25 protein-coding genes are annotated in these 24934 nt (G+C 62.4%); 12 read left to right on the top strand and 13 right to left on the bottom strand.

What is annotated here, in order from left to right:
- Window positions 1-191: 191 nt before the first annotated feature.
- From FHS09_RS09265 to FHS09_RS09255, 3 genes are all read right to left on the bottom strand, one after another.
- Window positions 192-2780, bottom strand: coding sequence for an immunoglobulin-like domain-containing protein (locus FHS09_RS09265; protein WP_183459097.1), 2589 nt, complete (start codon window positions 2778-2780; stop codon window positions 192-194).
- Window positions 2781-3032: 252 nt separating this feature from the next.
- Complete coding sequence (locus tag FHS09_RS09260) at window positions 3033-4526, bottom strand: YifB family Mg chelatase-like AAA ATPase (protein WP_183459095.1); 1494 nt, start codon at window positions 4524-4526, stop codon at window positions 3033-3035.
- Between the two features lie 29 nt (window positions 4527-4555).
- Window positions 4556-4804: an accessory factor UbiK family protein gene (locus FHS09_RS09255; protein ID WP_183459093.1), complete on the bottom strand. Its 249-nt coding sequence runs from the start codon at window positions 4802-4804 to the stop codon at window positions 4556-4558.
- 443 nt (window positions 4805-5247) lie between these two features.
- Here FHS09_RS09255 and FHS09_RS09250 point away from each other — a divergent pair, with 443 nt between their 5' ends.
- From FHS09_RS09250 to FHS09_RS09230, 5 genes are all read left to right on the top strand, one after another.
- Entirely contained in the window at window positions 5248-5982 is a 735-nt protein-coding gene (locus tag FHS09_RS09250) for a TorF family putative porin (protein WP_343057454.1), read from the top strand.
- A gap of 43 nt (window positions 5983-6025) precedes the next feature.
- A complete protein-coding gene (locus FHS09_RS09245; RefSeq protein WP_183459091.1) occupies window positions 6026-6364 on the top strand; it encodes a P-II family nitrogen regulator in 339 nt (112 codons plus the stop codon).
- 84 nt (window positions 6365-6448) lie between these two features.
- Window positions 6449-7708, top strand: a complete 1260-nt coding sequence (locus FHS09_RS09240) for an ammonium transporter (protein ID WP_183459089.1) — start codon at window positions 6449-6451, stop codon at window positions 7706-7708.
- 79 nt (window positions 7709-7787) lie between these two features.
- Complete coding sequence (locus tag FHS09_RS09235) at window positions 7788-8126, top strand: P-II family nitrogen regulator (protein ID WP_183459087.1); 339 nt, start codon at window positions 7788-7790, stop codon at window positions 8124-8126.
- Between the two features lie 309 nt (window positions 8127-8435).
- Window positions 8436-8660 (top strand): hypothetical protein, encoded by a 225-nt coding sequence (locus FHS09_RS09230; protein ID WP_183459085.1) that lies wholly within the window; start codon window positions 8436-8438, stop codon window positions 8658-8660.
- A gap of 137 nt (window positions 8661-8797) precedes the next feature.
- Here the strand turns inward: FHS09_RS09230 and FHS09_RS09225 are convergent, their stop codons facing one another.
- The 4 genes from FHS09_RS09225 to lptM are packed head-to-tail and all read right to left on the bottom strand — an operon-like array spanning window position 8798 to window position 11904.
- Window positions 8798-9526, bottom strand: coding sequence for a DUF484 family protein (locus FHS09_RS09225; protein WP_183459083.1), 729 nt, complete (start codon window positions 9524-9526; stop codon window positions 8798-8800).
- Between the two features lie 23 nt (window positions 9527-9549).
- Complete coding sequence (dapF, locus tag FHS09_RS09220; RefSeq protein WP_183459081.1) at window positions 9550-10380, bottom strand: diaminopimelate epimerase; 831 nt, start codon at window positions 10378-10380, stop codon at window positions 9550-9552.
- 1 nt (window position 10381) lies between these two features.
- A complete protein-coding gene (gene lysA / locus FHS09_RS09215; protein ID WP_183459079.1) occupies window positions 10382-11644 on the bottom strand; it encodes a diaminopimelate decarboxylase in 1263 nt (420 codons plus the stop codon).
- A complete protein-coding gene (gene lptM / locus FHS09_RS09210; protein WP_183459077.1) occupies window positions 11641-11904 on the bottom strand; it encodes an LPS translocon maturation chaperone LptM in 264 nt (87 codons plus the stop codon). The genes lysA and lptM overlap by 4 nt, the downstream gene beginning before the upstream one ends.
- An 85-nt stretch (window positions 11905-11989) precedes the next feature.
- Between lptM and cyaY the strand changes: the two genes are divergently transcribed.
- Window positions 11990-12325, top strand: coding sequence for an iron donor protein CyaY (cyaY, locus tag FHS09_RS09205; RefSeq protein WP_183459075.1), 336 nt, complete (start codon window positions 11990-11992; stop codon window positions 12323-12325).
- Between the two features lie 15 nt (window positions 12326-12340).
- On the opposite strand, the gene FHS09_RS09200 is transcribed toward cyaY, so the two are convergent.
- Together FHS09_RS09200 and argH are read right to left on the bottom strand one after the other, a co-directional pair.
- Entirely contained in the window at window positions 12341-13342 is a 1002-nt protein-coding gene (locus tag FHS09_RS09200) for a glycerophosphodiester phosphodiesterase family protein (protein WP_183459073.1), read from the bottom strand.
- Between the two features lie 233 nt (window positions 13343-13575).
- Window positions 13576-14985, bottom strand: a complete 1410-nt coding sequence (gene argH / locus FHS09_RS09195) for an argininosuccinate lyase (RefSeq protein ID WP_183459070.1) — start codon at window positions 14983-14985, stop codon at window positions 13576-13578.
- A gap of 91 nt (window positions 14986-15076) precedes the next feature.
- On the opposite strand from argH, the gene FHS09_RS09190 reads away from it, so the two are divergent.
- Window positions 15077-16228, top strand: a complete 1152-nt coding sequence (locus FHS09_RS09190) for a sensor histidine kinase (protein ID WP_183459068.1) — start codon at window positions 15077-15079, stop codon at window positions 16226-16228.
- A complete protein-coding gene (locus FHS09_RS09185) occupies window positions 16225-16971 on the top strand; it encodes a response regulator (protein WP_183459066.1) in 747 nt (248 codons plus the stop codon). The genes FHS09_RS09190 and FHS09_RS09185 overlap by 4 nt, the downstream gene beginning before the upstream one ends.
- Before the next feature lie 26 nt (window positions 16972-16997).
- Here the strand turns inward: FHS09_RS09185 and FHS09_RS09180 are convergent, their stop codons facing one another.
- From FHS09_RS09180 to FHS09_RS09165, 4 genes are all read right to left on the bottom strand, one after another.
- Window positions 16998-17612, bottom strand: coding sequence for a LysE family translocator (locus FHS09_RS09180; RefSeq protein ID WP_183459064.1), 615 nt, complete (start codon window positions 17610-17612; stop codon window positions 16998-17000).
- Window positions 17613-17696: 84 nt separating this feature from the next.
- Window positions 17697-18122: an SDR family NAD(P)-dependent oxidoreductase gene (locus FHS09_RS09175; RefSeq protein ID WP_221191892.1), complete on the bottom strand. Its 426-nt coding sequence runs from the start codon at window positions 18120-18122 to the stop codon at window positions 17697-17699.
- 60 nt (window positions 18123-18182) lie between these two features.
- Window positions 18183-19334, bottom strand: a complete 1152-nt coding sequence (locus tag FHS09_RS09170; protein WP_183459062.1) for a PilT/PilU family type 4a pilus ATPase — start codon at window positions 19332-19334, stop codon at window positions 18183-18185.
- A gap of 120 nt (window positions 19335-19454) precedes the next feature.
- Window positions 19455-20489, bottom strand: coding sequence for a type IV pilus twitching motility protein PilT (locus FHS09_RS09165; RefSeq protein WP_183459060.1), 1035 nt, complete (start codon window positions 20487-20489; stop codon window positions 19455-19457).
- An 86-nt stretch (window positions 20490-20575) separates the two neighbouring features.
- Here FHS09_RS09165 and FHS09_RS09160 point away from each other — a divergent pair, with 86 nt between their 5' ends.
- The 4 genes from FHS09_RS09160 (at window position 20576) to FHS09_RS09145 (ending at window position 24908) form a co-directional block, all read left to right on the top strand.
- The gene (locus FHS09_RS09160; RefSeq protein WP_183459058.1) at window positions 20576-21283 is read left to right on the top strand and encodes a YggS family pyridoxal phosphate-dependent enzyme; all 708 of its coding nucleotides are present in this window, start codon (window positions 20576-20578) and stop codon (window positions 21281-21283) included.
- On the top strand, window positions 21276-22103 hold the full coding sequence (proC, locus tag FHS09_RS09155; RefSeq protein WP_246394716.1) for a pyrroline-5-carboxylate reductase: 828 nt from the start codon (window positions 21276-21278) through the stop codon (window positions 22101-22103). Before FHS09_RS09160 ends, proC begins: the two co-directional genes overlap by 8 nt.
- Window positions 22104-22194: 91 nt before the next feature.
- Window positions 22195-22803 carry a YggT family protein gene (locus tag FHS09_RS09150; protein ID WP_183459056.1) on the top strand — a complete coding sequence of 203 codons (609 nt, stop codon included), beginning with the start codon at window positions 22195-22197 and terminating at the stop codon, window positions 22801-22803.
- A gap of 137 nt (window positions 22804-22940) precedes the next feature.
- Window positions 22941-24908, top strand: coding sequence for a dynamin family protein (locus FHS09_RS09145; protein WP_183459053.1), 1968 nt, complete (start codon window positions 22941-22943; stop codon window positions 24906-24908).
- The last annotated feature ends 26 nt before the right edge of the window (window positions 24909-24934 follow it).

Below are 24934 nucleotides of genomic sequence, written 5' to 3'. Positions count from 1 at the left end.
GACGAAACCTTGTAACCTCAGGCCTGAATTGCACTAAGTTAAGGGTAGCCACCCTGTGGGAGCCAGCCCTGCTGGCGAAACGGATACTGCTGATAGCACCGCTTCAATCGCCTGCACGGCAGGCTCCCACAGCACAGGTCCTTACAAACTGGCTGCAGGACTCCTTAACTTAGTGCCGTTGACGTCAGACTTCATTCAGCCGCCAGTGCGGCGACCTCTTCCGCACTCAAGGCACCGCTGTAGATGCGGAATTCGTCGATCCTGCCTGTCAGCAAGGGGTCGTTCGAATACTGTGAACGTCCAAGCCAATTCTGTTTGGTGGATGCACCCAGTTGCATCGGCGTCATGTCTATTTCGTTGCGAGCGGCTTCCTCGCCATCGAGATAGAGGATACCGGTGTTGCCTTTCAGGGTAATTGCAACATGTACCCACTGGCCCGATGGCAGGGAGGCGGCGCAGACTCTGCGGTGGGCGTGATAGCTGACCTTGGTGATCAGAAGGCAGCTCTGGTCGCGGATGTCCGGTCCAAAAGTCATGTAGCGCTGATCGTCGTCACCGAAATCGAACAGACGCGTCAGGTTGGTGTCGCCGTCGAGATAAGTCCAACTGGCGATGCTGAAGTCCGCCAGTTTTGACACTATGCCTTCGGGGAGTTCGACGTAATCATCAGTGCCATCAAGTGCGATCGCGTTGCCGACCTTGCCGGATATAAATTCGGGCTCTCCGTGCAATGTGGCGGTGCTGGCTTCCCCCGCGATGCTGGAGACCTGTCCGGCTTCGGCCTCATCGAAGGTGTAGTGCGCCAGTAGTTTCGGACCGACATCGACCCCAATGATATTAGAGGGAGCGCTTTCCCCCACTTCTGATACGGCCAGTACCCGGTAGTAGTAATTCTCTCCGCGCTGCACATTCGTATCGGTATAGGTCAGCAGTTCGCTCGCACCGACGGTGGCAATGGTGGTATAGGTGGCACCCGCGCTGTCCGCGCGCTGCAGCAGGTAGTTGTCGGCGCCGGCCGCTCCCCACCAGCTCAACACCACCGACTCGCCGCGCAGTTCGGCATACAATCCCCGCGGCGCGCCGCCGGGATCGATCGGGTCGAGAATCTCCGTCAGCGAGCCCCAGCCCATGCCGTCGCCACCATTATCGTATCTCTCGAAGCGGGTCTTTTCCTCCAGCATTCTTTCCGTCCAGGGCGCGGCGATGCCGAGCTTGTTCTGGTAGTGGTTGTAGATAAGTTCCCAGGCTGGCCGGATGCTTCCTCGCGCAATTTCGGAAACCGCGCTCTGGCCATAGCGGGAGCTTCCGCAGTTGGGACCATAGAAGGTAAAGGGCACCTCCTCGAACAGGTTGTAGCGGGCGATATATTCGGAGGTCGCCAGCAGCGCATGATTGTTGTAGGCGAACAGGTCGTCGCCCTGGTTCCAGGCCATCTTGGCGATGGTGCCGTAGAGGGCAACACCCAGCGTCGTATGCCCCTGGTCGCGCCCGCTCTCCTGATACTGGCCCATATTGCCGGGGTGGCGGAAGTACATCAGGTTGTCCAGTGCGCCGTTGCCGCGGCCGCGGTACATATAGTTCAGCGCCTGCTCGTAGATATCCGGGCGGTCGGTAAAAACGCCGATAGCCATCATACTGGCCAGGTTGGCAAGGTCCCAGTTGGCCCAGTAGTTGGAAATACAGGCGTCGTTGTGCTTGACAAGAAAACTCTGGTTCATCGGCAGGAAGATGTCGAGGAGCATGCTCTTGGCTTGCTCTCTGCCCTCTTCCTCCCAGCCGTCATAGGTGCGCATGATTTCGGCGATGTTGGCCCAGTGGTAGCCGTAGAGGCCCGAGGCCAGATAGCGGTCGGCGTTACCGGAGATTTTCTGCAGGGTCGAGGACCAGGCGTTGAGGAACTTCACGGCCGTATCGCCGTAGGCCGGATCGCCGGATATCTTCCAGTACAAGGCGTAGGCATAGGCGAAGCGGAGTTCAGTGATCAAACGGCCGAAATTCTGTCCGTCGCCCCCACGTCGCAGTTCGGTCAAGGGATTGGGGTTTCTGAGGTCCGAGGCGGAGTCGCCCGCCAGGGTGTTCCAGGCATTCACCCAGGTTTCATCCTCTTCCGCGATCTTGTTTCTTATCCGCTCGAAGTCGGCTTCCGAGTGCAGGAGGCCCGGATGCACGAAAGTCCGTACCGGCTGGAAGACCTCTACAGTGCGGGTCACTGTGGCGGAGGCCCCCTGGGTATCCGTTACCGAGTAGGTCACTTCGTAGCTGCCGAGGGTGTTGACGTCGACGGTGGAGGAGATTTCGATACGGTCAGTCAGGTCGCCGTCTTCGGCATCGGTGGCGCTGGCTCCGGCTTCCTCATAGGTGCCCCCCAGGGGTACCTGAACCTGGTCGCTGCCGCTCAGCAGGATTTGTGGTTCCGAGTTTTGCGGCTCCGCGGTGGCCACCACTTCCACGGTACGCATCACCGAAACTCTGGCACCGCCGGAATCTGTGACGGTGTAGGTGATGGTGTAGGTGCCCGCGGTGCTGGTATCCAGAGTCGACTGCGTCTGGATACTGCCGCTGAGATCGCCGTCTTCGGCATCCGAGGCGCTCGCGCCCGGATCGGTATAGGTGGAGCCGGCAGTTATCTGCTCCCTGGCGCCCCCACTAAGGATAATGGACGGCGGCTGGTTATTGGCTGCCTCAATATTGAAAGTTTGTTCGGAGTCACTGCTTCCCCCGCAGGCGCTGAGCGCCAACGACAAAACCGGTACCAGGCAACGAACACTGCCGATATTCATACTTCCCCCCCTGATGATGTGCTGTTGCCGACGAAGTTTTGTAATCGTTTACGTCGTTTTATCAGAATATAGTTATTACAGTCGTACCAAAAGAGAGTTATAGGGAAAGTGTGAACTGCTGCAGTTCACGGCGCAGGTTCGGCAAATACTTAATATTTATTGATATGAAGGAGGGTGCACTGAAATGGCGCGAATGCGAAAAAGAGGTGGGTAAATTTGTTGTGTCGTTCGGTCAATGGTGCGCAAGCGCGCCTACACGTTCGCCGGTATCTGCCGCCGGTCCAGATTGCGATAGGCCAGCGCCTCGGCAATCTGCCCCGCACCGATATTTTCCTCGCTGGCGAGGTCGGCCAGGGTGCGTGCGACTTTTAACACGCGGTGATAACTGCGAGCGGAAAGCCCGAGCTGTTCCACTGAGTGCCGCAATAAAGCCTGTTCGTTTTTGCCGAGTGCGCAGAAACGGTCCAGCTCCGCACCGGCCAGCTGCGCATTGATCGCCCCCTGCCTTTGCAGCTGCCGATCCCTTGCCAGCAGCACCCGTTCGCGCACTGTCGCCGAGGATTCCCCCGTGGGCGCGTCCTGCAGCTGCGCGGCGCTCATGCTCGCCACCTCCACCTGCATATCGATGCGGTCCAGCAGCGGGCCGGAGAGTTTGTTGCGGTAGCGGTCTATCTGGTCCGGGGTGCAGCGGCAGCGGGGCTCGCCCAGGTAGCCGCAGGGGCAGGGATTCATGGCGCCGACCAACTGGAAATCCGCGGGGAAGGTGACCTGCGCCCGCGCGCGGGAAATGCGCACCTCGCCGCTTTCCAGCGGTTCGCGCAGTATCTCCAGGGCGTGGCGGGGGAATTCCGGCATCTCGTCCAGGAAGAGCACGCCGCGGTGAGCCAGGGATATCTCTCCCGGCCGTGGGCTGCTCCCGCCTCCCACCAGGGAAATGGCGGAAGCACTATGATGGGGCGAACGGTAGGGGCGCTGACGCACGGAGGGCAGTCCGGCGCTGGAATAAATGGCGGCCACTTCGATCAGTTCCCGCTGCTCCAGCGGCGGCAGTATGCCCGGCAGGCGGCTGGCGAGCATGGTTTTGCCGGTGCCCGGGGGCCCGTAGAAGAGCAGGTTGTGGCCGCCGGCGGCGGCCACTTCCAGGGCGCGGCGCGCTTTCAACTGGCCGCGCACATCGGCCAGGTCGGCGCCCAGGGGATTCTGCTCCCCATCGGCGGGTTCCGCGTCCGGCAGCGGCTCGCGGCCGTGCAGTTGCGCGCACACCTGCAGCAGGGTCTCCGCGGCTTTCACTCCGGTGCCGGACAGCGCCGCCTCGCCGGCGGACTCCCCCGGCACCACCAGGGTGCGCCCGGCGTCGCCGCAGGCGATGGCGGCGGGGAGGGCGCCGTTGACCTGGCGCAGCTTGCCGGTGAGCGCCAGTTCGCCGACAAATTCGTAGCTTTCCAGCGGTTCGCAGGGAACCTGGCCGGAGGCGGCGAGAATACCGACGGCAATCGCCAGGTCGTAGCGGCCGCCCTCCTTGGGCAGGTCCGCCGGCGCCAGGTTGACGGTGATGCGCCGCTGGGGAAATTCGAAGTGGCTGTTGACGAGGGCACTGCGCACCCGGTCGCGGCTCTCGCGCACCGCGGCCTCCGGCAGGCCGACAATATGGAAAGCGGGCAGGCCGTTGGCCAGGTGGGTCTCCACGGTGACCAGTGGTGCGGCGACGCCCAGTTGGGCGCGGGTATAGGTGACGGAAAGGCTCAAAATTTCATCCCTGACGTTTTTCCCCGATTCTAATCGGTGGGAGGGTTCTTTTTCTCGTGCTCCGCGAGTGCCCGCTCCATTATTTCCACCTCAGCCTCCAAACGCGCGAGTTTTTCCCGGGTACGTTGGAGAATCTTCGCCTGGGTGTCGAATTCCTGTTGGGACACCAGGGGCAGTTTGCCCAGGGCAACCGCGAGGGCATCGCGCAGATCGCTGGTGATTACTGCCCCTTGTTGTTGCAGCTCCTGCAATAACTGTTGCAATTTATCCGCCGCCACGCGCAATCCTCCACTAAAAAAGCGTTAATTTATAGCGCAGAATTGTAACCCAGCGCCCTCTGGCAAAAAAGCGAGACCGTTGTGCGCCCTGTTGGTTCGCGGGCGGCGAATAGCTCACCACTTCGGTGCATTCTCCCAGGGTGCGTTCCATTTTGGTGCACTCTATTTTTGCACGGAAAAAATCCCACTGTCCCCTGCTGCTTCAAATTACACCTATCCCCTTGATTTTTAACCTGATTGCAAAGTTGGCATCAAGCCTGCAGGTATCGGGTTTGCGAGAGGTTGCCAGGCAACCCGAGCGGGCCATCCCAGTAGCAGGGCGAAACAGCTCACAAGGCGGAAGCAGTGCCGGCACTGATACCGTGCAGTGGCGGAGACCTGGGCTGATTGGACCGAATAATAATTATTGACGAGACAATCACACACACCGAGGAGAACGCAAAGTGGGAAAGATCAATAACAGAGCGACCGTTGTAATAGCAAGCAGCGCCCTGGCGCTGGCCATGGCCGCTTCGACTGCCGGTGCCGCAGAGGGCGGTGTCAGCTTCAGCGGCAATGTGGGAGTGACCACCGACTACCGCTTCCGGGGCATTTCCCAGTCCGACAGCGGCCCCGCCGTACAGGGCGGATTCGACGTGGATTTCGGCAACGGCTTCTACGCGGGAACCTGGGCCTCGCAAGTGGATTTCGCCTACGGCGAGGACGAAACCAAGTTCGAGCAGGATATTTACTTCGGCTACGCCGGCGAGATCAGCGACACTGTCAGCTACGACGTCGGCTACATCAAATTCTTCTATCACGGCGGAGACAACGACGAGGATTACCAGGAGATCTACGGCAGCGTCAGCATTTCCGACCTGACTCTGGGACTGAACTACTCCAACGAATATTGGGCGGAAACCGGCACTTTTTACTATCCGTATGCCGAATATAGCTTCGCCCTGCCGGCGGACCTGTCTCTGGACCTGCACCTCGGCCTGAATGTGCTCGACGAAGACGGCGGCTTCCTGGCTGAAGGGGAGGACTCCTACATGGACTACTCGGTATCCCTGGGCAAGGAATTCGGTGGGCTCGCTTTGAGCGCATCGGTTGTCGGTACGGATATCAGCGATAGCGAGTGCTTCGATCTCGACTGGTGCGAACCGACCGTACTGGCCACTGCAACCTACACTTGGTAGGAGAACCGGGCCCGGCCGGGCCCAAATTTTAGGGGGGATAACCATGAAACTGGTCACCGCAATCATAAAACCCTTCAAGCTGGACGCGGTGCGGGATGCGCTGGCGGAAGCCGGAGTCAACGGCATCACCGTGAGCGAGGTAAAGGGTTTCGGCCGGCAGAAGGGGCATACCGAGCTCTATCGCGGAGCCGAGTATGTGGTGGATTTTCTGCCCAAGACCATGCTGCAGATCGCAGTGGAAGACAGCCAACTGGACGACGTTCTGGAAGCTGTGGGTTCCGGTGCGCACAGCGGCAAGATCGGCGACGGCAAGATTTTCGTCTCCGAGCTGGAGCAGGTGATTCGCATCCGTACCGGTGAATCCGGCGCGGAAGCCATTTAAATGGCGGAATCAAACCGGGCATTAACACTGCTAACAATTACTAGATTTTTTAATTAACAGACTCGGGACTGAACGGAGCGAAAGATGGAAAATCAAATTTTTCAATTGCAATACGCAATTGATACGTTTTATTTCCTGGTGATGGGCGCGCTGGTAATGTGGATGGCCGCTGGCTTCTCCATGCTGGAAGCCGGCTTGGTGCGCTCGAAAAACACCACGGAAATTCTCACTAAAAACGTGGCGCTGTACGCTATTGCCTGCATTATGTATATGCTGACTGGCTACGCCATTATGTACGACGGCGGCTGGCTGCTGTCCGGAATCGAAGCCTTCGATTTGAACAGCGTACTGGCCGACTCGGCGGAAAACGGTTTCGACGGTGACTCCGTCTATTCCGGTGCTTCCGACTTCTTCTTCCAGGTAGTGTTCGTGGCTACCGCCATGTCCATCGTCTCCGGTGCCGTGGCCGAGCGCATGAAGCTGTGGAGCTTCCTGGTGTTCGCGGTGGTACTCACCGGCTTTATCTACCCGCTGGAGGGTTCCTGGACCTGGGGCAGCGCAAATGTCTTCGGCCTCTACAACCTGGGCGACCTGGGCTTCTCCGACTTCGCCGGTTCCGGCATCGTGCATATGGCCGGCGCCGCCGCTGCCCTGGCCGGTGTACTGCTGCTGGGCGCGCGTAAGGGCAAGTACGGCCCCAACGGCGAGGTCTTCGCCATTCCCGGTGCCAACCTGCCGCTGGCGACCCTGGGTACCTTCATCCTGTGGATGGGCTGGTTCGGCTTTAACGGTGGTTCCGTTCTCAAGCTGGGCGACGCCGCCAATGCGCACTCCGTGGCCATGGTATTCCTGAACACCAATACCGCCGCGGCCGGCGGTGGCATAGCCGCGCTGATCACCGCTCGCATCCTGTTCGGCAAGGCGGACCTGACCATGCTGCTGAACGGCGCCCTCGCCGGCCTGGTGGCGATCACTGCCGAGCCCTCCACGCCGACGCCGCTGCAGGCGACCCTGTTCGGCGCCCTGGGTGGTGTACTGGTGGTCTTCTCCATCGTGACCCTGGACAAGCTGAAGATCGATGATCCGGTGGGCGCCATTTCCGTGCACGGTGTGGTCGGCCTCCTGGGCTTGCTGCTGGTGCCGGTCACCAATGACGGCTCCTCTTTCAGCGGCCAGCTGATCGGTGCCGCCACCATTTTCGTCTGGGTCTTTGCCGCCTCCTTCGCCGTGTGGTTCCTGCTCAAGGCCGTCACCGGCATTCGCGTCAGCGAAGAGGAAGAGCAAGAAGGTGTTGACTTGGTGGAATGCGGAATGGAAGCTTACCCGGAATTCATGAGCAAGTGATTGCCTCCATTTGTGGTGGCCGCAGCGCGGCCACCATCGCGGAACGAACCAGGGGCCTAATACCAGGAGATAGTACAAGATGAAATTGATTACGGCTGTGGTAAAGCCCTTCAAGCTGGATGACGTGCGCACTGCGCTGTCCGAGGTGGGCGTGCAGGGCATGACGGTCACCGAGGTGAAAGGCTTCGGTCGCCAGAAGGGACATACGGAACTCTATCGTGGCGCCGAGTATGTGGTGGATTTCCTGCCCAAGGTGAAGCTGGAGCTGGCCGTGGACGACGACATGGTGGACGGCGCCGTGGAGGCCATCACCAAGGCGGCGCAGACCGGCAAGATCGGCGACGGTAAAATCTTTATCACCGCGCTGGAGGAAGTGATCCGCATCCGCACCGGGGAGACCGGCAGCGAAGCGGTGTAACAACCCCCGCCACCTTTCGAGAAAGCCCCGTCAGGGGCTTTTTTATTATTCCTACCCTCTGATTCCCGCCAATAAATTCCCCGTTCGACTGCTGCCTTAGCATAGATCCACACCCCTTGGCGTGGCGCGGAATTCTCCATAGCGAAGTGCGATAACGGCCTCTCCAACCACGACAAAAAACTCTACGGGAAACCCCGGTTTTTACTGGCACCCGGGTGGCCAAGTGCCTATATATTATTCGCCGCGCCCACCGCGGCGGCAGGGGTACTTCCTCTGTAACAGGAGTAGCAGGTTACAGGGTTCAGAGTTATGAAAGACGGTATTGAAGATCAGGGCAAAAACATTCGCGGCAAAGACACCGATGAGTTTGCCGAAGAGCGCAGCATCACTTCCCGCGAGCGGGCCAGGAGCCAGCTGAGCAAGGAGATCGAGGACTTTCTCGCCGCCGGTGGCGCCATCCATGAAGTCGATCCGGAGGTCACCGCCGATCCTCCACGCAAACCCCAGCCCAAGTACGGCAGCCGGCCCATTTAAGTGCTTTCTCCCTCCCGCCTGCAAGGGTGAACATGGGTTGGCCCTTACAGGTATACCCGGGACCGGTCCGCAGTCAATAGAGCCAGCCCTTGCCGCGGCGCGTCAGCGCGGCGCGCAAATGCGTGATGGAGAAATGACTAGGCGGCGAGCAGTTTCGGCAGCAGGCGCTCGAGCACTTCGCCGATGTAGGAGAGGAACAGGGTGCCCAGGCTGGAACGGTAGTGCTGGGGGTCGGTGGAGCCGACGGCGAGGATGCCCAACTGGTTGGCCAGCGGGATCACCGCGGCGGAGGCGACTCTGTCCGCGTCCCCGCCGAACAGGTATTCCTTCTCCGCCGGGCGCAGCACGCCGCACACGGTGCGGCCGTTGCGCAGTATGGAGCCGACCGCGGTTTCCGCGCTGGCGCGCGGACTGGTGCGCACATCGCCCAGGGAGCGGTGCCCCGGGGGCAGGGGGCCGAACAGGGTGAGGGTGGTGGTGTCCACGCCGAAGTCTTCGCGGAAGCTGCGGTAGAGAGCCTCTCCGGCCTCGGCCACATTCTCCGCTTCCAGCAGCGCCAGGATCAGGCGGCGGCTGTGCAGGAACAGCTGGTCGTTCTCGCGGGCGTTGTGCAGCAGCTGGTCCAGGCGCTGGCGCATCTCGATATTGCGCTCGCGCAGTAGGTTGGTCTGGTGGGTCATCAGCGAGACGGTCTTGCCGTTTTCCCGCGGCAGCTTGATGGTCTCCAGCAGCTCCAGGTGTTCGGCGAAGAAATCCGGGTTCTGGATCAGGTAACGGGCCACCTGGCGGGCGAGCAGCTTCTTGCTGCGCTGGGTCTCCTGGTCGCCGGCGGCACTCGCGGGGGAGGCTTCGCTGTGTTCCGTCATCTTATCCTAGTCGTCCGGTGCGGTTAGAGGATGATCTGCCCGTAGTACACGGTGGTGGCGGGCCCAGTCATGGTAACCGGCTGCTCCGGTCCACTCCAGTGGATTGTCAGGGTGCCCCCAGGCAGCCGCACTCGCACGGTGTCGTCCACCAGGCCGCGCTGGTGCGCGGAGACCACCGCCGCGCAGGCGCCAGTGCCGCAGGCGCGGGTCTCGCCCACGCCCCGCTCGAACACCCGCAGCCTGGTTTCGGTGCGGGAATCCACCTGCAGGAAGCCCGCATTGACCCGCTGGGGGAAGCGATCGTGGTTCTCGATTTTGGGGCCCAGCGTATTTACCGGCGCCTGTTCCACGTCCTCCACCAGCAGCACGGCATGGGGATTGCCCATGGATACCGCGCCGATGGTGTAGACCTCGCCGTCCACCTCCAGCGGGTAGGTGTCTGCATAGCGGTCGGCAATAAAGGGGATCTGCTCCGGCTCCAGGGCGGGTACGCCCATGTCCACGCTGACCTGGTCGCCCTCGAGCAGGTTCAGTTGCAGGATGCCGCCCGCGGTTTCCACCACCAGTTGGCGTTTGCCGGTGAGGCGGCGCTCGCGCACAAAGCGGGCGAAGCAGCGGGCGCCGTTGCCGCAGTTCTCCACTTCGCCGCCATCAGCGTTGTAGATGCGGTAGCGGAAGTCGGCGTCCGGAGTCCGTGGCGGCTCCACCACCAGGACCTGGTCGCAACCCACCCCGAAGTGGCGATCCGCCAGGCGGCGGATCTTTTCCGGCGACAACTTGATGCGCTGGCTGATGCCGTCGAGCATCACGAAGTCGTTGCCGAGGCCGTGCATCTTGGTGAATTTAACGCGCATGCTATTCCTCCGGCTCTCTTTCCGGAACCGGGCTCTCGCCTCGCACCAGGTCCGCCAGGGTCTCCCGCGCGCGTACCAGGTAGGTCCTGTCGCCGTCCACGAGCACTTCCGCGGCCCGCGGACGGGAATTGTAGTTCGAACTCATGCTAAAACCGTAGGCGCCGGCAGACAGCATGGCCAGCAGTTGCCCCTGTTGCAACGCCAACTGGCGGTGCTTGCCGAGGAAGTCGCCGGTCTCGCACACCGGGCCCACGATATCCCAGCTCTCGCTTTCACCGCTGTCCGGAGCCACCGGGACTATGTCCTGCCACGCCTGGTACAGGGCCGGGCGCAGATTGTCGTTCATGGCCGCGTCGACGATGGCGAAGTTGTGCTCCTCGGCGCGCTTCAGGTATTCCACCCGGGTGAGCAGCAGGCCGCCGTTGGCGGAGATGGAGCGGCCCGGCTCCAGCACCAGGCCCAGTTGGCGATCGCCCAGGCGCTCTTTCACCGCGCCCAGGTAGTCGCTTACCGGTGGCGGCTCCTCGCCGCGGTAGCGCACGCCGAGGCCGCCGCCCAGATCCAGGTGTTCCAGCGCTATGCCCTCCGCGGTCAGTTGGTCTACCAGCAGTAGCAGCCGGTCGAGGGCGTCGAGGAAGGGCGCCAGTTCGGTGAGCTGCGAGCCGATATGACAGTCCACACCGATCACCTTCAGGTGGTGAGACTGTGCCGCGCGGCGGTAGGTGTCCACCGCCGTGTCGATGGCGATGCCGAATTTGTTTTCCCGGAGGCCGGTGGAGATATAGGGGTGGGTTTTGGCATCCACATCCGGATTGACCCGCAGGGACACCGGCGCGGTGGTGCCCATCTCCGCGGCCACCGCATCCAGGCGCTCCAGCTCCGCTTCCGATTCCACGTTGAAGCAGTGGACCCCCGCTTCCAGCGCGCGGCGCATTTCCGCGGCGGTCTTGCCCACGCCGGAGAAAACGACTTTCGACGGGTCGCCGCCGGCCAGCAGCACCCGTTCCAGCTCGCCGCCGGAAACGATATCGAAGCCCGAACCCAGTTGCGCCAGCAGCGACAGGATGCCCAGGTTGCTGTTGGCCTTGACGGCGTAACAGATCAGCCCGGGATGCTCGCCCAGGGCGTCGGCGTAGGCGCGGTACTGGCGCTCGAAATGCGCGCGGCTATAGACGTAGGTGGGGGTGCCGAAGCGCTCGGCGATCTGCTCCAGGGGGACTTCTTCGGCCCACAGGCTGCCGCCCCGATAATTGAACTCACTCATTTTTCCGGCGCGGGCTCCTCTTCGCTATAGTCGTCGGCGCCGGTGGTTTGCGGCAGGGGTTCTTCCTCTCTCTCTCCTTCCTCTTCTTCACCGTTGCTTTCGATGGGCGCGAGAGTGGGAGCAGTGGACGCAGGAGCGGCGATCGGTTGCGCCGGCGTCGCGACGTCCTGGGGCAGATAGAGTGGACCTTTTTGCCCGCAGGCGCCCAGCGGCCCGAAGGCGGCGAGGAGCAACAGGAGGAGAGGGATTTTTCGGGGCATGCACAACATCCTGCGGTCAGATCGTGAAAGCCTGCTAGTATAACGGCCTCCCATCCTTAACACAGTACGACAGAAGCAACAAATTATGAGCCAGGCGGAATACGACGCGGCGATAGAGCGTACCCTGATCGGGATTGAGGATGCGCTGGACAACTGCGACAGGGATATCGACTACGAGCGCGCCGACGCGGTGCTCACCCTGACTCTGGAGGACAATGGCAGTCAGGTGATTCTCTCGCGCCAGTCCGCCAACCGCGAACTGTGGGTGGCGGCCAAGTCCGGCGGCTATCATCTCGGCTTCGACAATTCCGGAGACGAGCCCGGCTGGAAGTGCACCACCACCGGCGAGGATCTGCCGACGCTGCTGGACCGGGTACTCTCCGAACAGATGGGCGAGCCGGTTTCCCTGGGGCTGCAATAGCTCCGCCCCCGACGGTCACTCTGCGGAGGGGCGCGCGAACTTCTGTTTCGCGTAGGGGCCGATGACCTCGATTTTCTCCACCCAGAGAGCGCCGCGGTAATCCGCCGGCAGGAAGTCGATTTCCTCCGGCCTGTAGATGCCGTGAACGCCCCGCTTCTGGTTGCGGTAGTCCAGCACCATAATCAGACTGCCCGCACCTTCCATACGTTGGATAAACCGGTCGGGCCAACCCCAGAGTGCCCAGTGCCAGGTATTGGGCGCGATGACCGCGCCCTTGCGACAAGCTTCCGGCACATAGCCGCTCCAGCCCAGCAGCAGGTAGCGGTAGGTGCACTCCTTCACGCTTTCCCGGCTGAACAGCCAGGCGTCCGGGCGCAGCTTGCGCAGTGTTTCCATAGGCTTTGGGGCGCCGTAGGCGAGCAGCGGGCCCTTGAGGGGCAGGCCGCGTTGACGCAAGTACTCGTCGAGCTTCTTTGCCTCTCTGCGACTGCCGCTCTTGATATTGATCAGGAAACGCCTGTCGGGGAAGTGCCGGTAGACTTCTTCCAGGGTGGGCATCAGTCCCACGCCCTTGCCGCGGAAGGGATAGGTCTCGCCGCCGTCGAAGGTGTAGCCGTAGCCGATGTCCAGGGTCTTCAGATATTCCATGGAGTGCTCGCGGGTAATGCCGTGGCCCTCGGTGCGGCAATCCAGGTCCCAGTCGTGAAAGACTGCGAACTCACCGTCGGTGGTGGGGTGCACATCGATTTCGACGATGTCAGCGCCGTAGTCAAAAGCCGCCTCCATGGAGGCGAGGGTGTTTTCCAGATAGTCGTGCTCGGGCTCGTAGATACGCACTGCGGTGCACTCGTCGCGGCCGAGCTCCTTGCGGTGGTAGGTCTGGTAGACCCCGCGATGGGAGATGAGGGTGGGTTTGCCCGGGCGCTTTTCCGCCAGCCAGGAGGCGTTCAGCAGGTAGACAAGGGCGAGTGCGATTGCCGGGGCGGCGAGCCAGGCCGCGCGAGATTTCCGTTGCATTGATTTTTTCCCTGTTGCGTCAGGGGTAATTTTAGCAAGGGAGGTATCGAGTAATCGGGGCGGTAAAAAGATAAGTTGTGGCGAAATATGGCGGACGGCTCCGCGGTTTCCCCCCACACTAACTGTGGAAGAGCCTGCTTGCAGGCGAAGGGAAGACGGAGCTCCGAACTTTCACGAGGCCCATCCCGGTGCCTCGCCCTTCGGTCGACTGCAGGCAGGCTCCTACAGTGCGCTTAACGCGCTGCGATCAGTTGTTTCGCCCGCGCGCAGGCCGCGCGCACCTGCTTCGGCGCGGTGCCGCCGATATGATCCCGCGCGGCCACCGAACCCTCCAGGGTCAGTACGTCGAACACATCCCCATCGATCACTTCGGAGAATTTGCGCAGCTCGTCCAGGCTCAATTCCGACAGGTCCTTTTGCTGTTCGATCGCGTACGCCACCGACTGGCCGACAATCTCGTGGGCGTCGCGGAAGGCCACGCCTTTGCGCACCAGGTAATCCGCCAGGTCGGTGGCAGTGGAGAAGCCCTTGGCCGCGGCGGCCAGCATGTTTTCCTTTTTCGCCTTCAGCGCCGGCACCATATCGGCGAAGGCGCGCAGGCAGTCGAGGGCGGTGTCGGCGGCGTCGAACAGCGGCTCCTTGTCCTCCTGGTTGTCCTTGTTGTAGGCCAGCGGTTGGCTCTTCATCAGCGTGAGCAAGGCGATCAGGTGGCCGTTGACGCGGCCGGTCTTGCCGCGCACCAGTTCCGGCACGTCCGGGTTTTTCTTCTGCGGCATGATTGAAGAGCCTGTGCAGAAGCGGTCCGGCAGGTCGATAAAGTCGAACTGGCTGGAGGTCCACAGCACCAGCTCCTCGCTGGCGCGGCTGAGGTGCGTCAGCAGCAGCGCGGCGAAGGCGCAGAACTCGATGGCGAAATCCCGGTCGCTCACGGAATCCAGGGAGTTTTCCGTGGGCGCATCGAAGCCGAGCAGTTCGGCGGTACGCTCGCGGTCGATCGGGTAGCTGGTGCCCGCCAGCGCCGCGGCGCCCAAGGGACAGCGGTTGACCCGTTTGCGGCAATCCGTCAGCCGCTCGTAATCGCGGGTCAGCATTTCGTTCCAGGCCAACAGGTGATGCCCGAAGGTCACCGGCTGCGCCGACTGCAGATGGGTGAAGCCGGGCATGATGGTATCCGCCTCCCGCTCCGCCAGTTCCACCAGGCCCGTTTGCAGGCGGGTGAGTTCGGCGGCGATCTGGTCGATGCGTCCGCGCAGCCACAGGCGTATGTCAGTAGCGACCTGGTCGTTGCGGGAGCGGCCGGTGTGCAGCTTCTTGCCGGTGGCGCCGATGCGGTCGGTCAGGCGCGCCTCGATATTCATGTGCACGTCTTCCAGCTGCACGGACCAGAGGAATTCGCCGGCTTCTATCTCCGCGGCGATCGCCTTGAGGCCGTCGGCGATCTGCCGGTATTCATCTGTGGTGAGCACGCCCACTTCCGACAACATCTGCGCGTGGGCCAGGGAGCCCTGGATGTCCTCCAGCGCCATGCGCTGGTCGAAGGTCACAGAGGCGGTGAACCTTTCCACGAAGGCATCGGTAGCTTCACTAAAGCGGCCGCCCCAGAGTTTTGACGCGGGATTGGGGGAGGATTTGTCGTTGCTCATGGTTTCCCTGACAGCTGAGTGGGTGAAAGGCCGGGGTGGTTGGTGGTATCTTCCCGGACTCACTTCGGGAAAATCAAGAATAACAAGCGGTATGTCTTCTCCACACCCGGCGGAGCCGGCGGGCATTATAGCGCAGCAAATTCGCAAGATTGCCGCAACGGGCAAAGATTCTGCGCGCGCGTCTGACCTGTCCAGCCCCCATACCCCCTTCCTGCCGGACCTGTGCAGCGTCTCGGCGCTGGCGGCGCTGGTATTGATGGGAGAGCTGCTGGCCCTCGTCCTGGTGCTGGCAGTGGATGGCCTGCGCCAGTTCGACTGGCAGCGCCTGGGCCTAGTGTCGCTCACAGTGCAGTGGGTGGTGTTGCCGGCGGCGGCGCTGCTGTGCCGCCTGCGCTCGCTGCTCGCACAGCTGTCTCACAAACTGGCCGGCGGCCTCAGTTTCGCCGCGGTGCTGGGGGTGGTGCTGGCGGTGATGGCGGCCCAGCAGTGGTGGCTGGCCGGCCTCTCCCAATCCTCCTTCGATTACTGGCAGTGGCTCGGCAACTGCCTGCTCGGCGCCATCTGCGCGGGGGTGGTGCTGCGCTATGCCTATGTGCAGCAGCAGTTGCACAACCAGCAGCAGGCGGAACTGGGCGCACGCATCCAGGCGCTGCAGTCGCGTATTCGCCCCCACTTCCTGTTCAACAGCATGAACAGCCTGGCCAGCCTTATTGCCGTGGACCCGGTCCGTGCTGAACGCCTGGTGGAAGACCTCTCGGCGCTGTTCCGTGCCAGCCTGGCGGAGCCCAGGCTGGTACCGCTGGAACAGGAACTGGCGCTGGCGAAACGCTACCTGGAAATAGAGAGCCTGCGCCTGGGGGAGCGGCTGTATCAGCGTTGGCAAATCGCCGATGGCCTCGGGCACACCGAAGTGCCCGCCATGCTGCTGCAGCCGCTGTTGGAAAATGCGGTGCTGCACGGCGTGGCCCGGCTGCGCGAGGGTGGGGAGATCGCTGTGCAACTGGGGGTGGTGGACGGCCAATTGCAGATGGTCATAGAAAACCCGCTGCCGGAGGGGGGGCCGTCCGCGCCGGACCCTGCACACAACGGCATCGCCATGGAAAATATCCGCCAGCGCCTGATCGCCCACTACGGCAGCCGCTACCATTTCGTCGCCGGGCGGGAGGGCGGACGCTACCGGGTGCAGTTGCACCTGCCCATGACGGAACAGGTCAAACAGCCACAGACGGAGGCGGTGCTGTGAATCCCCTTACGATATTGATTGTCGACGACGAACCCCTGGCCCGAGCGCGCCTGACGCGGCAGCTGCAGGCGCTGGACGGTTGCGAACTGCTCGGCGAGGCCGGCGACGCCGGCGCGGCGCTGGAGCAGGTGGAAAAGCTGGACCCGGACCTGGTGCTGCTGGATATCGAAATGCCCGGCGACAACGGCCTGGAGCTGGCCCGCCGGCTCTCCGCGTTGCCCGAGCCCCCGGCGCTGATCTTCTGTACCGCCCACGACGAATTTGCGCTGCCGGCCTTTGCCACCGCCGCCGTCGGCTACCTCCTCAAGCCGGTCACCAGCGAGCAGCTGGCCGCGGCGATCGCCAAGGCCCGCAGCCTCAGCAAGCCGCAACTGAAAGCCGCTTCTGCAGCGGGGGAAACCACACCGGGCGGGCGCCGCCAGATCAAAGCGGTCAGTCGCCGCGGGGTACAACTGATTGCAGTGGACAGCATCCGCTGCTTTATCGCCGACAGCAAGTACGTGGTCGCTCACCACGACCGGGGTGAGACGATTCTCGATGAGTCGCTGAAAGAGCTGGAGCGGGAATTCGGTGAGCGCTTTGTACGGGTGCACCGCAATGCGCTGGTGGCGGTGGAGTTTATTTGCGGATTGCGCCGGGACGGCGGCAATTACCGGGTGGAGCTCGACGGGGTGGATGAACAGCCGCTGATCAGCCGGAGAATGCTAAGCGGGGTAAAAGCTTTGCTGGAAGAGCTGAGTTGAGTCTCCGCGAAATTCAACAGTTATTTTCAGGCTCTTGCCGCCAACACGGCACCACCGCCGATCAGTACACCTCCACCGATTAGGTTTACAGAACGGCTCGATGTCGATTTGCTTAGCAGGGTACTGGCCCTTGCCGCCAGGTACGCATAGCCGAGCATGACACCGCCGACCGATAACGTTGTAACCAGCAGTATCGCGAATATTTCCGGGATAGAAAGGGCGGCCATGTCCAGGAAAGTGGGGAAAAAGCTCACGTAAAACAGTATGGCTTTCGGGTTGCCAAGGGTGGTGAGCAGGCCGATCAGCAGATTGGACAGATAAGAAGTTTCCCTGACTCCCTCGATTTTTCCCACTCCCGAGGGCGACCCGATTAGTTTGATACCCAGCCATATCAGGTAGGCAGCGCCGAGATATTTGATGGCCGTAAATACGCCGCCCATGGTCTCCGCAATAATGCTCAGGCCGGACAGGCAGAGCAGAATAAATACATAGTCTCCCATCACTATCCCGAGCGCGGTCACAGCGCCGTGGGAAAAACCCGAAGTCATGGACCGCGCAACCACGGCGACAACGCCCGGCCCGGGAATGATTGCCAGAAGCAGCATGGCGCTGAACAGGGCCAGGGCACTGGTGATAGACATGACTGTTCCCTAAGTAGTTGAATATTCCCGGCTTATCTGCCACCGGCGGCATCGATAAACGATCCGGTAATATAGGACGCCTCCTCACTGAGCAACCAGCCGATGGCCGCGGCCGCTATGTTTCGTCGACATGCGCTTGATCGCCTCGCGGCAGCAGAGCAGGGTGCCGGTGACATTGGTCTGCAGGATTTTATTGATCCGCTCCGCGGTCATGTTTTCCGCGCGCGTCTGGTGCAGCAGCATACCGGCGTTGTTGACCAACGCATTTATGGGGCCCAGTTGTCTGTCTACTTCCGCAAACAGCCGCTCTATATCCGATTCCATGGAAATGTCCGCGCGCACCGCAATGGCTTTCACACTGAATGCGCGCAGCTCATCGAGCAGCGCCTTGGCAGTCTCTTCGCGCTCGCGGTAGCTGATGCAGATATCGTAGCCACTGGTGGCTAGCAGACGCGCAGTGGCGGCACCTATACCGCGGCTGCCGCCGGTGATTAATGCAATTTTTTTCATTGTGGGGTCGATGCGAAGGCAAACGCCGGCCCCAGTAAGGTCCGGCGCTCGCTGAATGGCTCAGTACAACTGCGGCCCGCCATCACCGTACTCCGAATCATTCTGCAGGCTCAGCCCTCCCGCCGCGCTGTTCAGGTATTCGGCGTCGGATTCGGACTTGAGCTTGATCATCAGGCGCAGGTCGTTGGCGGAGTCGGCGTGGGCGAGGGCGTCTTCGTAGGTGATCTCGCCGCGGTCGTAGAGTTCGTACAGGGCCTGGTCGAAGGTCTGCATGCCCTGCTCGTTGGAGCGTTTCATCAGTTCTTTCAGCTTGTGCACCTCGCCCTTGCGGATCAGGTCGGAGGCCAGCGGGGTGTTGATCATGATTTCCAGGCAGGCGCGGCGGCCGTCGCCGTCGGGGGTGGGCACCAGTTGCTGGGCGACCATGGCCTTGAGGTTGAGCGACAAATCCATCCACAGCTGGCTGTGCCTGTCGGCGGGGAAGAAGTGGATGATGCGGTCCAGGGCCTGGTTGGCGTTGTTGGCGTGCAGGGTGCACAGGCACAGGTGGCCGGTTTCCGCGAAGGCGATGGCGTGGTCCATGGTCTCGCGGGTGCGCACCTCGCCGATCAGGATCACGTCCGGAGCCTGGCGCAGGGTGTTCTTCAGTGCGACTTCGAAGGATTCGGTATCCAGGCCCACCTCGCGTTGGGTGACGATGCAGCCGCGGTGCTGGTGCACGAATTCGATCGGGTCCTCGATGGAAATGATATGCCCTTTGGAATTCTCATTGCGGTGGCCGATCATGGAGGCGAGCGAGGTGGATTTACCGGTACCGGTGGCGCCCACGAAGATGATCAGTCCGCGCTTGGTCATCGACAGTTCTTTGAGAATTTCCGGAAGGCCCAGGCCGTCGATGGTGGGAATCTTGGTCTCGATGCGGCGCAGCACCATGCCCACCAGGTTGCGCTGGAAAAACGCGGAGACCCGGAAACGGCCCACGTTGCGCACGGCGATGGCGAAGTTGAGTTCCTTTTTCTCCGCGAATTCCTTGCGCTGCCGCTCGTTCATAATACCCACCACCAGTTCGCGGGCCTTTTCCGGGGTGAGGGAGGAGCTACTGGCGGGTACGACCTTGCCATGCACCTTGATGGACGGCGGCACGCCGGCGGTGATAAACAGGTCGGATGCACCTTTTTCTACGACCAGTTGTAACAGTCTTTCTATTTCCATTGTATTTACCGCTGTTTATTCTTGAATGGCGGGCCTGCGGCCCGTTGCGGAGCTGGCGGCGGGCGCTCCCGAGCTCCGCGCACCCGGGGGCTAGCTTCCCCGAGTCCCGAGTCCCGTCTTTTAGAAATTCTCCGGCATCTTGGCTTTTTCGCGCGCCACTTCGCGGGCGATTACACGCCGATCCACCAGATCCTGCAGGCATTGGTCCATGGTCTGCATGCCCACGTTGGCGCCGGTCTGGATAGCGGAGTACATCTGCGCGATCTTGTCCTCGCGGATCAGGTTTCGGATTGCCGGAGTGCCGCGCATGATTTCGTGGGCTGCCACGCGGCCGCCGCCGTTTTTCTTGAGCAGGGTCTGGGAGATCACCGCCTGCAGGGATTCCGAGAGCATGGAGCGCACCATCGCCTTTTCCTGCGCGGGGAACACGTCCACCACCCGGTCGATGGTCTTGGCGGCGGAGGTGGTGTGCAGGGTGCCGAACACCAAGTGGCCGGTTTCCGCGGCGGTGAGGGCCAGGCGGATGGTTTCCAGGTCGCGCATCTCGCCCACCAGGATGATGTCCGGGTCCTCCCGCAGGGCCGAGCGCAACGCCTCGGCGAAGCCGTGGGTGTCGCGGTGCACTTCGCGCTGGTTCACCAGGCACTTCTTGGATTCGTGCACGAATTCGATCGGGTCCTCGACGGTGAGGATGTGTTCGTACTTGTTGTCGTTGATGTAGTCGATCATCGCCGCCAGGCTGGTGGATTTGCCGGAACCGGTGGGGCCGGTGACCAGCACCAGGCCGCGGGGGGTATCGGATATCTGGCGGAACACCTGGCCCATGCCCAGGTCGTCCATGGTCAATACCTTGGAGGGAATGGTCCGGAATACCGCGCCGGCGCCGCGGTTGTGGTTGAAGGCGTTCACCCGGAAGCGCGCCACGCCGGGCACCTCGAAGGAGAAGTCGGTCTCCAGAAACTCCTCGTAATCCTTGCGCTGCTTGTCGTTCATGATCTCGTAGATCAGCGCGTGCACCTGCTTGTGTTCCATGGATGGCAGGTTGATGCGACGCACATCGCCGTCCACGCGGATCATCGGCGGCAATCCGGCGGAGAGGTGCAAGTCGGAGGCGTTCTGCTTGGCGCTGAAGGCGAGGAGTTCTGTGATATCCATACTGCTACCTTTATTGTTCTCTCTACCTTATGGTTCCGGGGCCTATCGCGTAGAATCTGCAGCCCTTTCCACAGGCGAACTAGTATATGCGCAAAGCGGAGGTTGCCGAAAATCTGAATCGCGTGCGTGAGCGGGTCGTCACAAGTTGCGCCGCCTGCGGCCGCGATCCCGGCGGAGTCACCCTGCTGGCGGTGTCCAAGACCCGCCCGGCGGGGGACCTGCGCGCGGCCTACGCCGCCGGCCAGCGGTACTTCGGCGAGAATTACCTGCAGGAGGCGCTGGCCAAACAGGCGGAACTGGAAGACCTGGATATCTGCTGGCATTTCATCGGCCCGCTGCAATCGAACAAGACCCGGGCAGTGGCGGAGCAGTTTCACTGGCTGCACAGCGTGGAGCGGCTAAAAATTGCCCAAAGACTGTCAGCGCAGCGACCGGCGGATATGCCGCCGCTGAATATCTGTCTGCAGGTGAATATCGACGATGAGGAGAGCAAATCGGGCCTCGCACCCGCCGGGATCCCCGAGCTTGCGGCGGCGGTGGCCGGACTGCCCAATCTCAAACTGCGCGGGCTGATGGCCATTCCCGCGCCGCGGGATACGGTGGAAGAGCAGCGCCGCCCCTTTGCGCAGCTGGCGAATCTGTTGCAGCGATTGCGCGCCCAACTGCCGGATCAGCCGCTGGACACCCTGTCCATGGGAATGTCCGGCGATATGGAGGTGGCGATCGAGTGTGGCGCCACGATCGTGCGTATCGGCACGGATATTTTTGGACGTCGGGAGACGAAAATTGACTGAAGCTCGAATGGTATTTGTCGGCGGTGCCGGGAATATGGCCAGCGCGGTGATCGAGGGCCTGCTGGCGGACGGCTACCCGGCCGAACAGATAGTCGCCACCGGCCGCGACGAAGGGAAGTTGCAGGACTTTGCCGGCCGCACCGGAGTGCAGGTGACGACAGACAACGAAACGGCCGTTGCCGGGGCGGATATCCTGGTGCTTTCGGTAAAGCCCCAGGCGATGAAGGGGCTGTGCGAATCCCTGGGCGAATTAGTGGCGCGGCGCAGGCCACTGGTGGTCACCCTGGCCGCGGGCATCCCCCTGGCCGCCTACCGGCGCTGGCTGGGCGCGGGTGTGCCGGTCGTGCGCGCCATGTCCAACACCCCGGCACTGGTGCGCACCGGTGCCACCGGGCTCTATGCCGCCAGTGATGTGAGTGAAACCCAGCGCGGGCAGGCGCAGCGTATCGCCGAGGCGGTAGGGATCGCCCTATGGGTGGACAGGGAATCCGATATCGACCTGGTGACCGCGGTATCCGGGTCCGGCCCGGCCTATTATTTCCTGTTTATGGAGGCGATGATCGAGGCGGCGCAAAAGGCCGGCATGTCGCGCGCCGACGCCGAGCGGCTCACCTTGCAAACCGCCCTGGGTGCGGCCAAACTGGCCGCGGCCAGCGATGTGGATGTGGGCCAGCTGCGGCGCAATGTGATGTCCCCCGGCGGCACCACCGAGCGTGCGATCCAGTGCTTCCAGAGCGGCGGCCTGGAACAGCTGGTGCAAAAGGCCATGGGCGACTGCGCGGCGCGCGCGGCGGAGATGGCGCGGGAGCTGGATCAATAGAAATTCCGGGCGAGTGCGCCTGCCTGCCCACCTCAATCGAGAATAAGTTCGACAGGGGTTGTTTTTAAAGGTTGGTTTTTAAGGACTGGCAATGGTCAATACCTTCAGCAATATCGGCGTCTTCCTGTTCGCCACTCTGGGAATCCTCTACCTGTTCGCGGTGCTGCTGCGCTTTATGCTGCAGCTGGCGCGGGCGGATTTTTACAACCCGATCTCCCAGGGCATCGTCAAAGTTACCAATCCGCCGCTGCTGCCCCTGCGCAAGGTGGTCCCGGGGCTGTTCGGTGTCGACATGGCGTCGCTGGTGCTGGCGCTGCTGGTGGGATGGGCGATGATCCTCGGCAGCGGCCTGCTCGCCGGGTTGGGGTTGCTCAACCCCCTCTCCGCGCTGTTGTGGTCGCTGCTCGGCTGCCTGTCGACGGTGGTGGCCGTGGTTTTCGTGGGGCTGCTGATCTCCATCGTCTTCAGCTGGATAGCGCCGCACAGCGGCCACCCGGCGCTGATGTTGCTGCGCCAGCTGCTGGAACCCTTCTGCGCGCCGGTGCGCAGGCTGATTCCGCCACTGGGGGTGATCGATATCAGCCCGATTTTCGTGTTCATCCTGCTCACTGTGGTGGACAAACTGTTGCTCGGTTTCGCGCAGATGGCCAATATGCCCGCCTTCGTCTATGGCTTGTTTTGGCATATTCCAGGCTTTTAATTCATCCCGCCTCGGGGTTCCGCGCACTGTGTCGCAAATTTTGCCGCCTGGAACCTCTATAATCGCCGGAATCGGCCGACAGCTGGCAATAGCTGGCCGGTTTCATTTAATGCAGTAAATAACAAGAACATCATTACATGGAAGACGCCATCTTGCGCCAGCATATCGCCGAATACGACCGCTGGAAGAAAACCCTCGACCAACAGTTCGCAGCATTCAACGGCTGGCTCGAGGCGCATTTCCCCAATTCCGCCGGTGCCCGCCAAGTGGTCCAGCAGGCCCGGGCACTGCTCGCCGAGGACCAGTTCACCCTGGCCCTGGTGGGGGAGTTCTCCCGTGGCAAGACCGAACTGATCAACGCGCTACTGGCCCACACCTACGACAAGCGGCTGCTGCCGTCCAAGCCCGGGCGCACCACCATGTGTCCCACGGAAATCTTCAGTGATGGCGGCGAGCAGGCCAGCCTGCGCCTGCTGCCCATCGAGACACTGGCCACCAACACCAGCCTGGAGAGCTTCCGCCGCATCCCCCAGAAGTGGGTGACACACCACTTCGACGCCGACGATGCCGAGGCCACCCGGGAAGCGCTGCTCAAGGTGGCGGCCTGCAAATCGGTGACCCCGGAGGAGGCGGCCCGCTACGGTTTCGACCGCCGCCACCTGGACGGCAAGGGCAACCTGGTGCAGATACCCGCCTGGAGGTACGCGCTGATCTGCCTGCCGCACCCGCTGCTCGCCCAGGGCTTGCGCATTATCGACACCCCCGGGCTCAACGCCCTGGGCAACGAGCCGGAATTGACCCTGAGCACCCTGCCCAGCGCCCAGGCGGTGGCCTTCCTGCTGTCCGCGGACGCCGGCGTCAGCGGCACCGACCTGAATATGTGGGAGACCCACCTGGTACCTCTGCGCGAACACCGTGGCACAGCGGTGATGGCCCTGTTGAACAAAATCGATGTCCTGTGGGGTGACCCGGACGAGGACCCGGAGCAACTGCTGCGGCTGATGCGCGCCCAGGTGGGCAAACTGCTGGCGCTGCCCCGGGAGAGCGTGGTGGGGGTGTCGGCCAAGCAGGCCCTGCTGGCGCGCCAGCAGCAGAATCCGGAGCTGTTGCAGCAGAGCCAGTTTGCCAACTTCGAGAAGCTGCTGGTGCAGCGCCTGATGGAGCACCGCCAGAAAGTGGCGGAGCACCGTTCCCTGCACCAGGCATTGACCCTGATGGCGGACACCCGCGACCTGCTCAAGCGCCGCCTCAACAGTGGCCGCTCCGCGCTCAGCCATCTGCAGCGCAACAGCACCACCAGCGCCGAGCAGCTGACTGAGCTGGCGCAGCTGCAGCAGACGGTGCGCGAGCAACACAAGAACTGCCACCAGGAGCTGCTGACCCTGAAATCCAGCCAGCGCATGCTGGCCCGCCAGCGCGCCTCACTGCTGGCGCCGGTGTCCAGCCAGCAGCTGCAGCTCCTGATCGACGAAACCAGTCGCGCCCTGCACGAGCGCTGGACGCCGCTGGGCCTGGCCAGGGCCATCGACGGCTTTATGGAGGGAGTGGACCACCAGATGGCCAACCTGGAGCGGGAAGTGGTGCAGGCCAATCGCTTGGTGGACGCCATCTTCGAGCGCTCCTCCCTAAAGAACCTGAAAGTCTGGGAGCAGCACCTCAATATCCACAGCTTCCGCATAGCCCTACGCGGTCTGCACCGCCAGGCGGCACAGCTGCGCCGCTCCCCGCAACTGCTGCTGGCGCGGCGCAACCGCCTCACCGAGCGCTTTCTCGCCACCCTGGCCAGCGAGGTGGGGCGCCTCTACAGCCAACTGATCTCCGCCGCCGACGGCTGGCTGGACCAGGCGCTGGAGCCGCTCAAGCAACATGTTCAGTACCAGAAACACCTACTCAACCGCCAACTGATCAAGCTCACCGAGCTGAAACAGAAGACCCAGGTCAAGCGCACCGATCTGCGCGCGCTGGAGGAGGAGGTGTTGCGCAACAACGCCGCTCTGGTCGCCCTCGAAGAGATGCTTACCCAGAGTACCGCCGCCCCGCAGCCGTTGGCTCCGGCGCCGCGGGCGAGCAACGTCACCCCGCTGAAGGCGCCCGCCAGCAGCTGATGGTGTCCGCGATCACCGGCGCCGCC

Origin of the sequence: Microbulbifer rhizosphaerae (genome assembly GCF_014191725.1) — a bacterium.
GTDB classification, from domain to species: Bacteria; Pseudomonadota; Gammaproteobacteria; order Pseudomonadales; family Cellvibrionaceae; genus Microbulbifer; species Microbulbifer rhizosphaerae.
The sequence above is the reverse complement of the archived record's forward strand: the minus strand, read 5'-3'. Positions and strand labels throughout refer to the sequence as shown.

Bases quoted from the DNA above. Each gene is read 5' to 3' on its own strand.
- FHS09_RS09265 (WP_183459097.1), bottom strand. From the start codon at position 2,780: ATGAATATCGGCAGTGTTCGTTGCCTGGTACCGGTTTTGTCGTTGGCG.
- FHS09_RS09245 (WP_183459091.1), top strand. From the start codon at position 6,026: ATGAAACTGGTCACCGCAATCATAAAACCCTTCAAGCTGGACGCGGTG.
- FHS09_RS09240 (WP_183459089.1), top strand. From the start codon at position 6,449: ATGGAAAATCAAATTTTTCAATTGCAATACGCAATTGATACGTTTTAT.
- FHS09_RS09235 (WP_183459087.1), top strand. From the start codon at position 7,788: ATGAAATTGATTACGGCTGTGGTAAAGCCCTTCAAGCTGGATGACGTG.
- FHS09_RS09230 (WP_183459085.1), top strand. From the start codon at position 8,436: ATGAAAGACGGTATTGAAGATCAGGGCAAAAACATTCGCGGCAAAGAC.
- FHS09_RS09225 (WP_183459083.1), bottom strand. From the start codon at position 9,526: ATGACGGAACACAGCGAAGCCTCCCCCGCGAGTGCCGCCGGCGACCAG.
- dapF (WP_183459081.1), bottom strand. From the start codon at position 10,380: ATGCGCGTTAAATTCACCAAGATGCACGGCCTCGGCAACGACTTCGTG.
- lysA (WP_183459079.1), bottom strand. From the start codon at position 11,644: ATGAGTGAGTTCAATTATCGGGGCGGCAGCCTGTGGGCCGAAGAAGTC.
- lptM (WP_183459077.1), bottom strand. From the start codon at position 11,904: ATGCCCCGAAAAATCCCTCTCCTCCTGTTGCTCCTCGCCGCCTTCGGG.
- cyaY (WP_183459075.1), top strand. From the start codon at position 11,990: ATGAGCCAGGCGGAATACGACGCGGCGATAGAGCGTACCCTGATCGGG.
- FHS09_RS09200 (WP_183459073.1), bottom strand. From the start codon at position 13,342: ATGCAACGGAAATCTCGCGCGGCCTGGCTCGCCGCCCCGGCAATCGCA.
- argH (WP_183459070.1), bottom strand. From the start codon at position 14,985: ATGAGCAACGACAAATCCTCCCCCAATCCCGCGTCAAAACTCTGGGGC.
- FHS09_RS09190 (WP_183459068.1), top strand. From the start codon at position 15,077: ATGTCTTCTCCACACCCGGCGGAGCCGGCGGGCATTATAGCGCAGCAA.
- FHS09_RS09180 (WP_183459064.1), bottom strand. From the start codon at position 17,612: ATGTCTATCACCAGTGCCCTGGCCCTGTTCAGCGCCATGCTGCTTCTG.
- FHS09_RS09175 (WP_221191892.1), bottom strand. From the start codon at position 18,122: ATGAAAAAAATTGCATTAATCACCGGCGGCAGCCGCGGTATAGGTGCC.
- FHS09_RS09170 (WP_183459062.1), bottom strand. From the start codon at position 19,334: ATGGAAATAGAAAGACTGTTACAACTGGTCGTAGAAAAAGGTGCATCC.
- FHS09_RS09165 (WP_183459060.1), bottom strand. From the start codon at position 20,489: ATGGATATCACAGAACTCCTCGCCTTCAGCGCCAAGCAGAACGCCTCC.
- FHS09_RS09160 (WP_183459058.1), top strand. From the start codon at position 20,576: ATGCGCAAAGCGGAGGTTGCCGAAAATCTGAATCGCGTGCGTGAGCGG.
- FHS09_RS09150 (WP_183459056.1), top strand. From the start codon at position 22,195: ATGGTCAATACCTTCAGCAATATCGGCGTCTTCCTGTTCGCCACTCTG.
- FHS09_RS09145 (WP_183459053.1), top strand. From the start codon at position 22,941: ATGGAAGACGCCATCTTGCGCCAGCATATCGCCGAATACGACCGCTGG.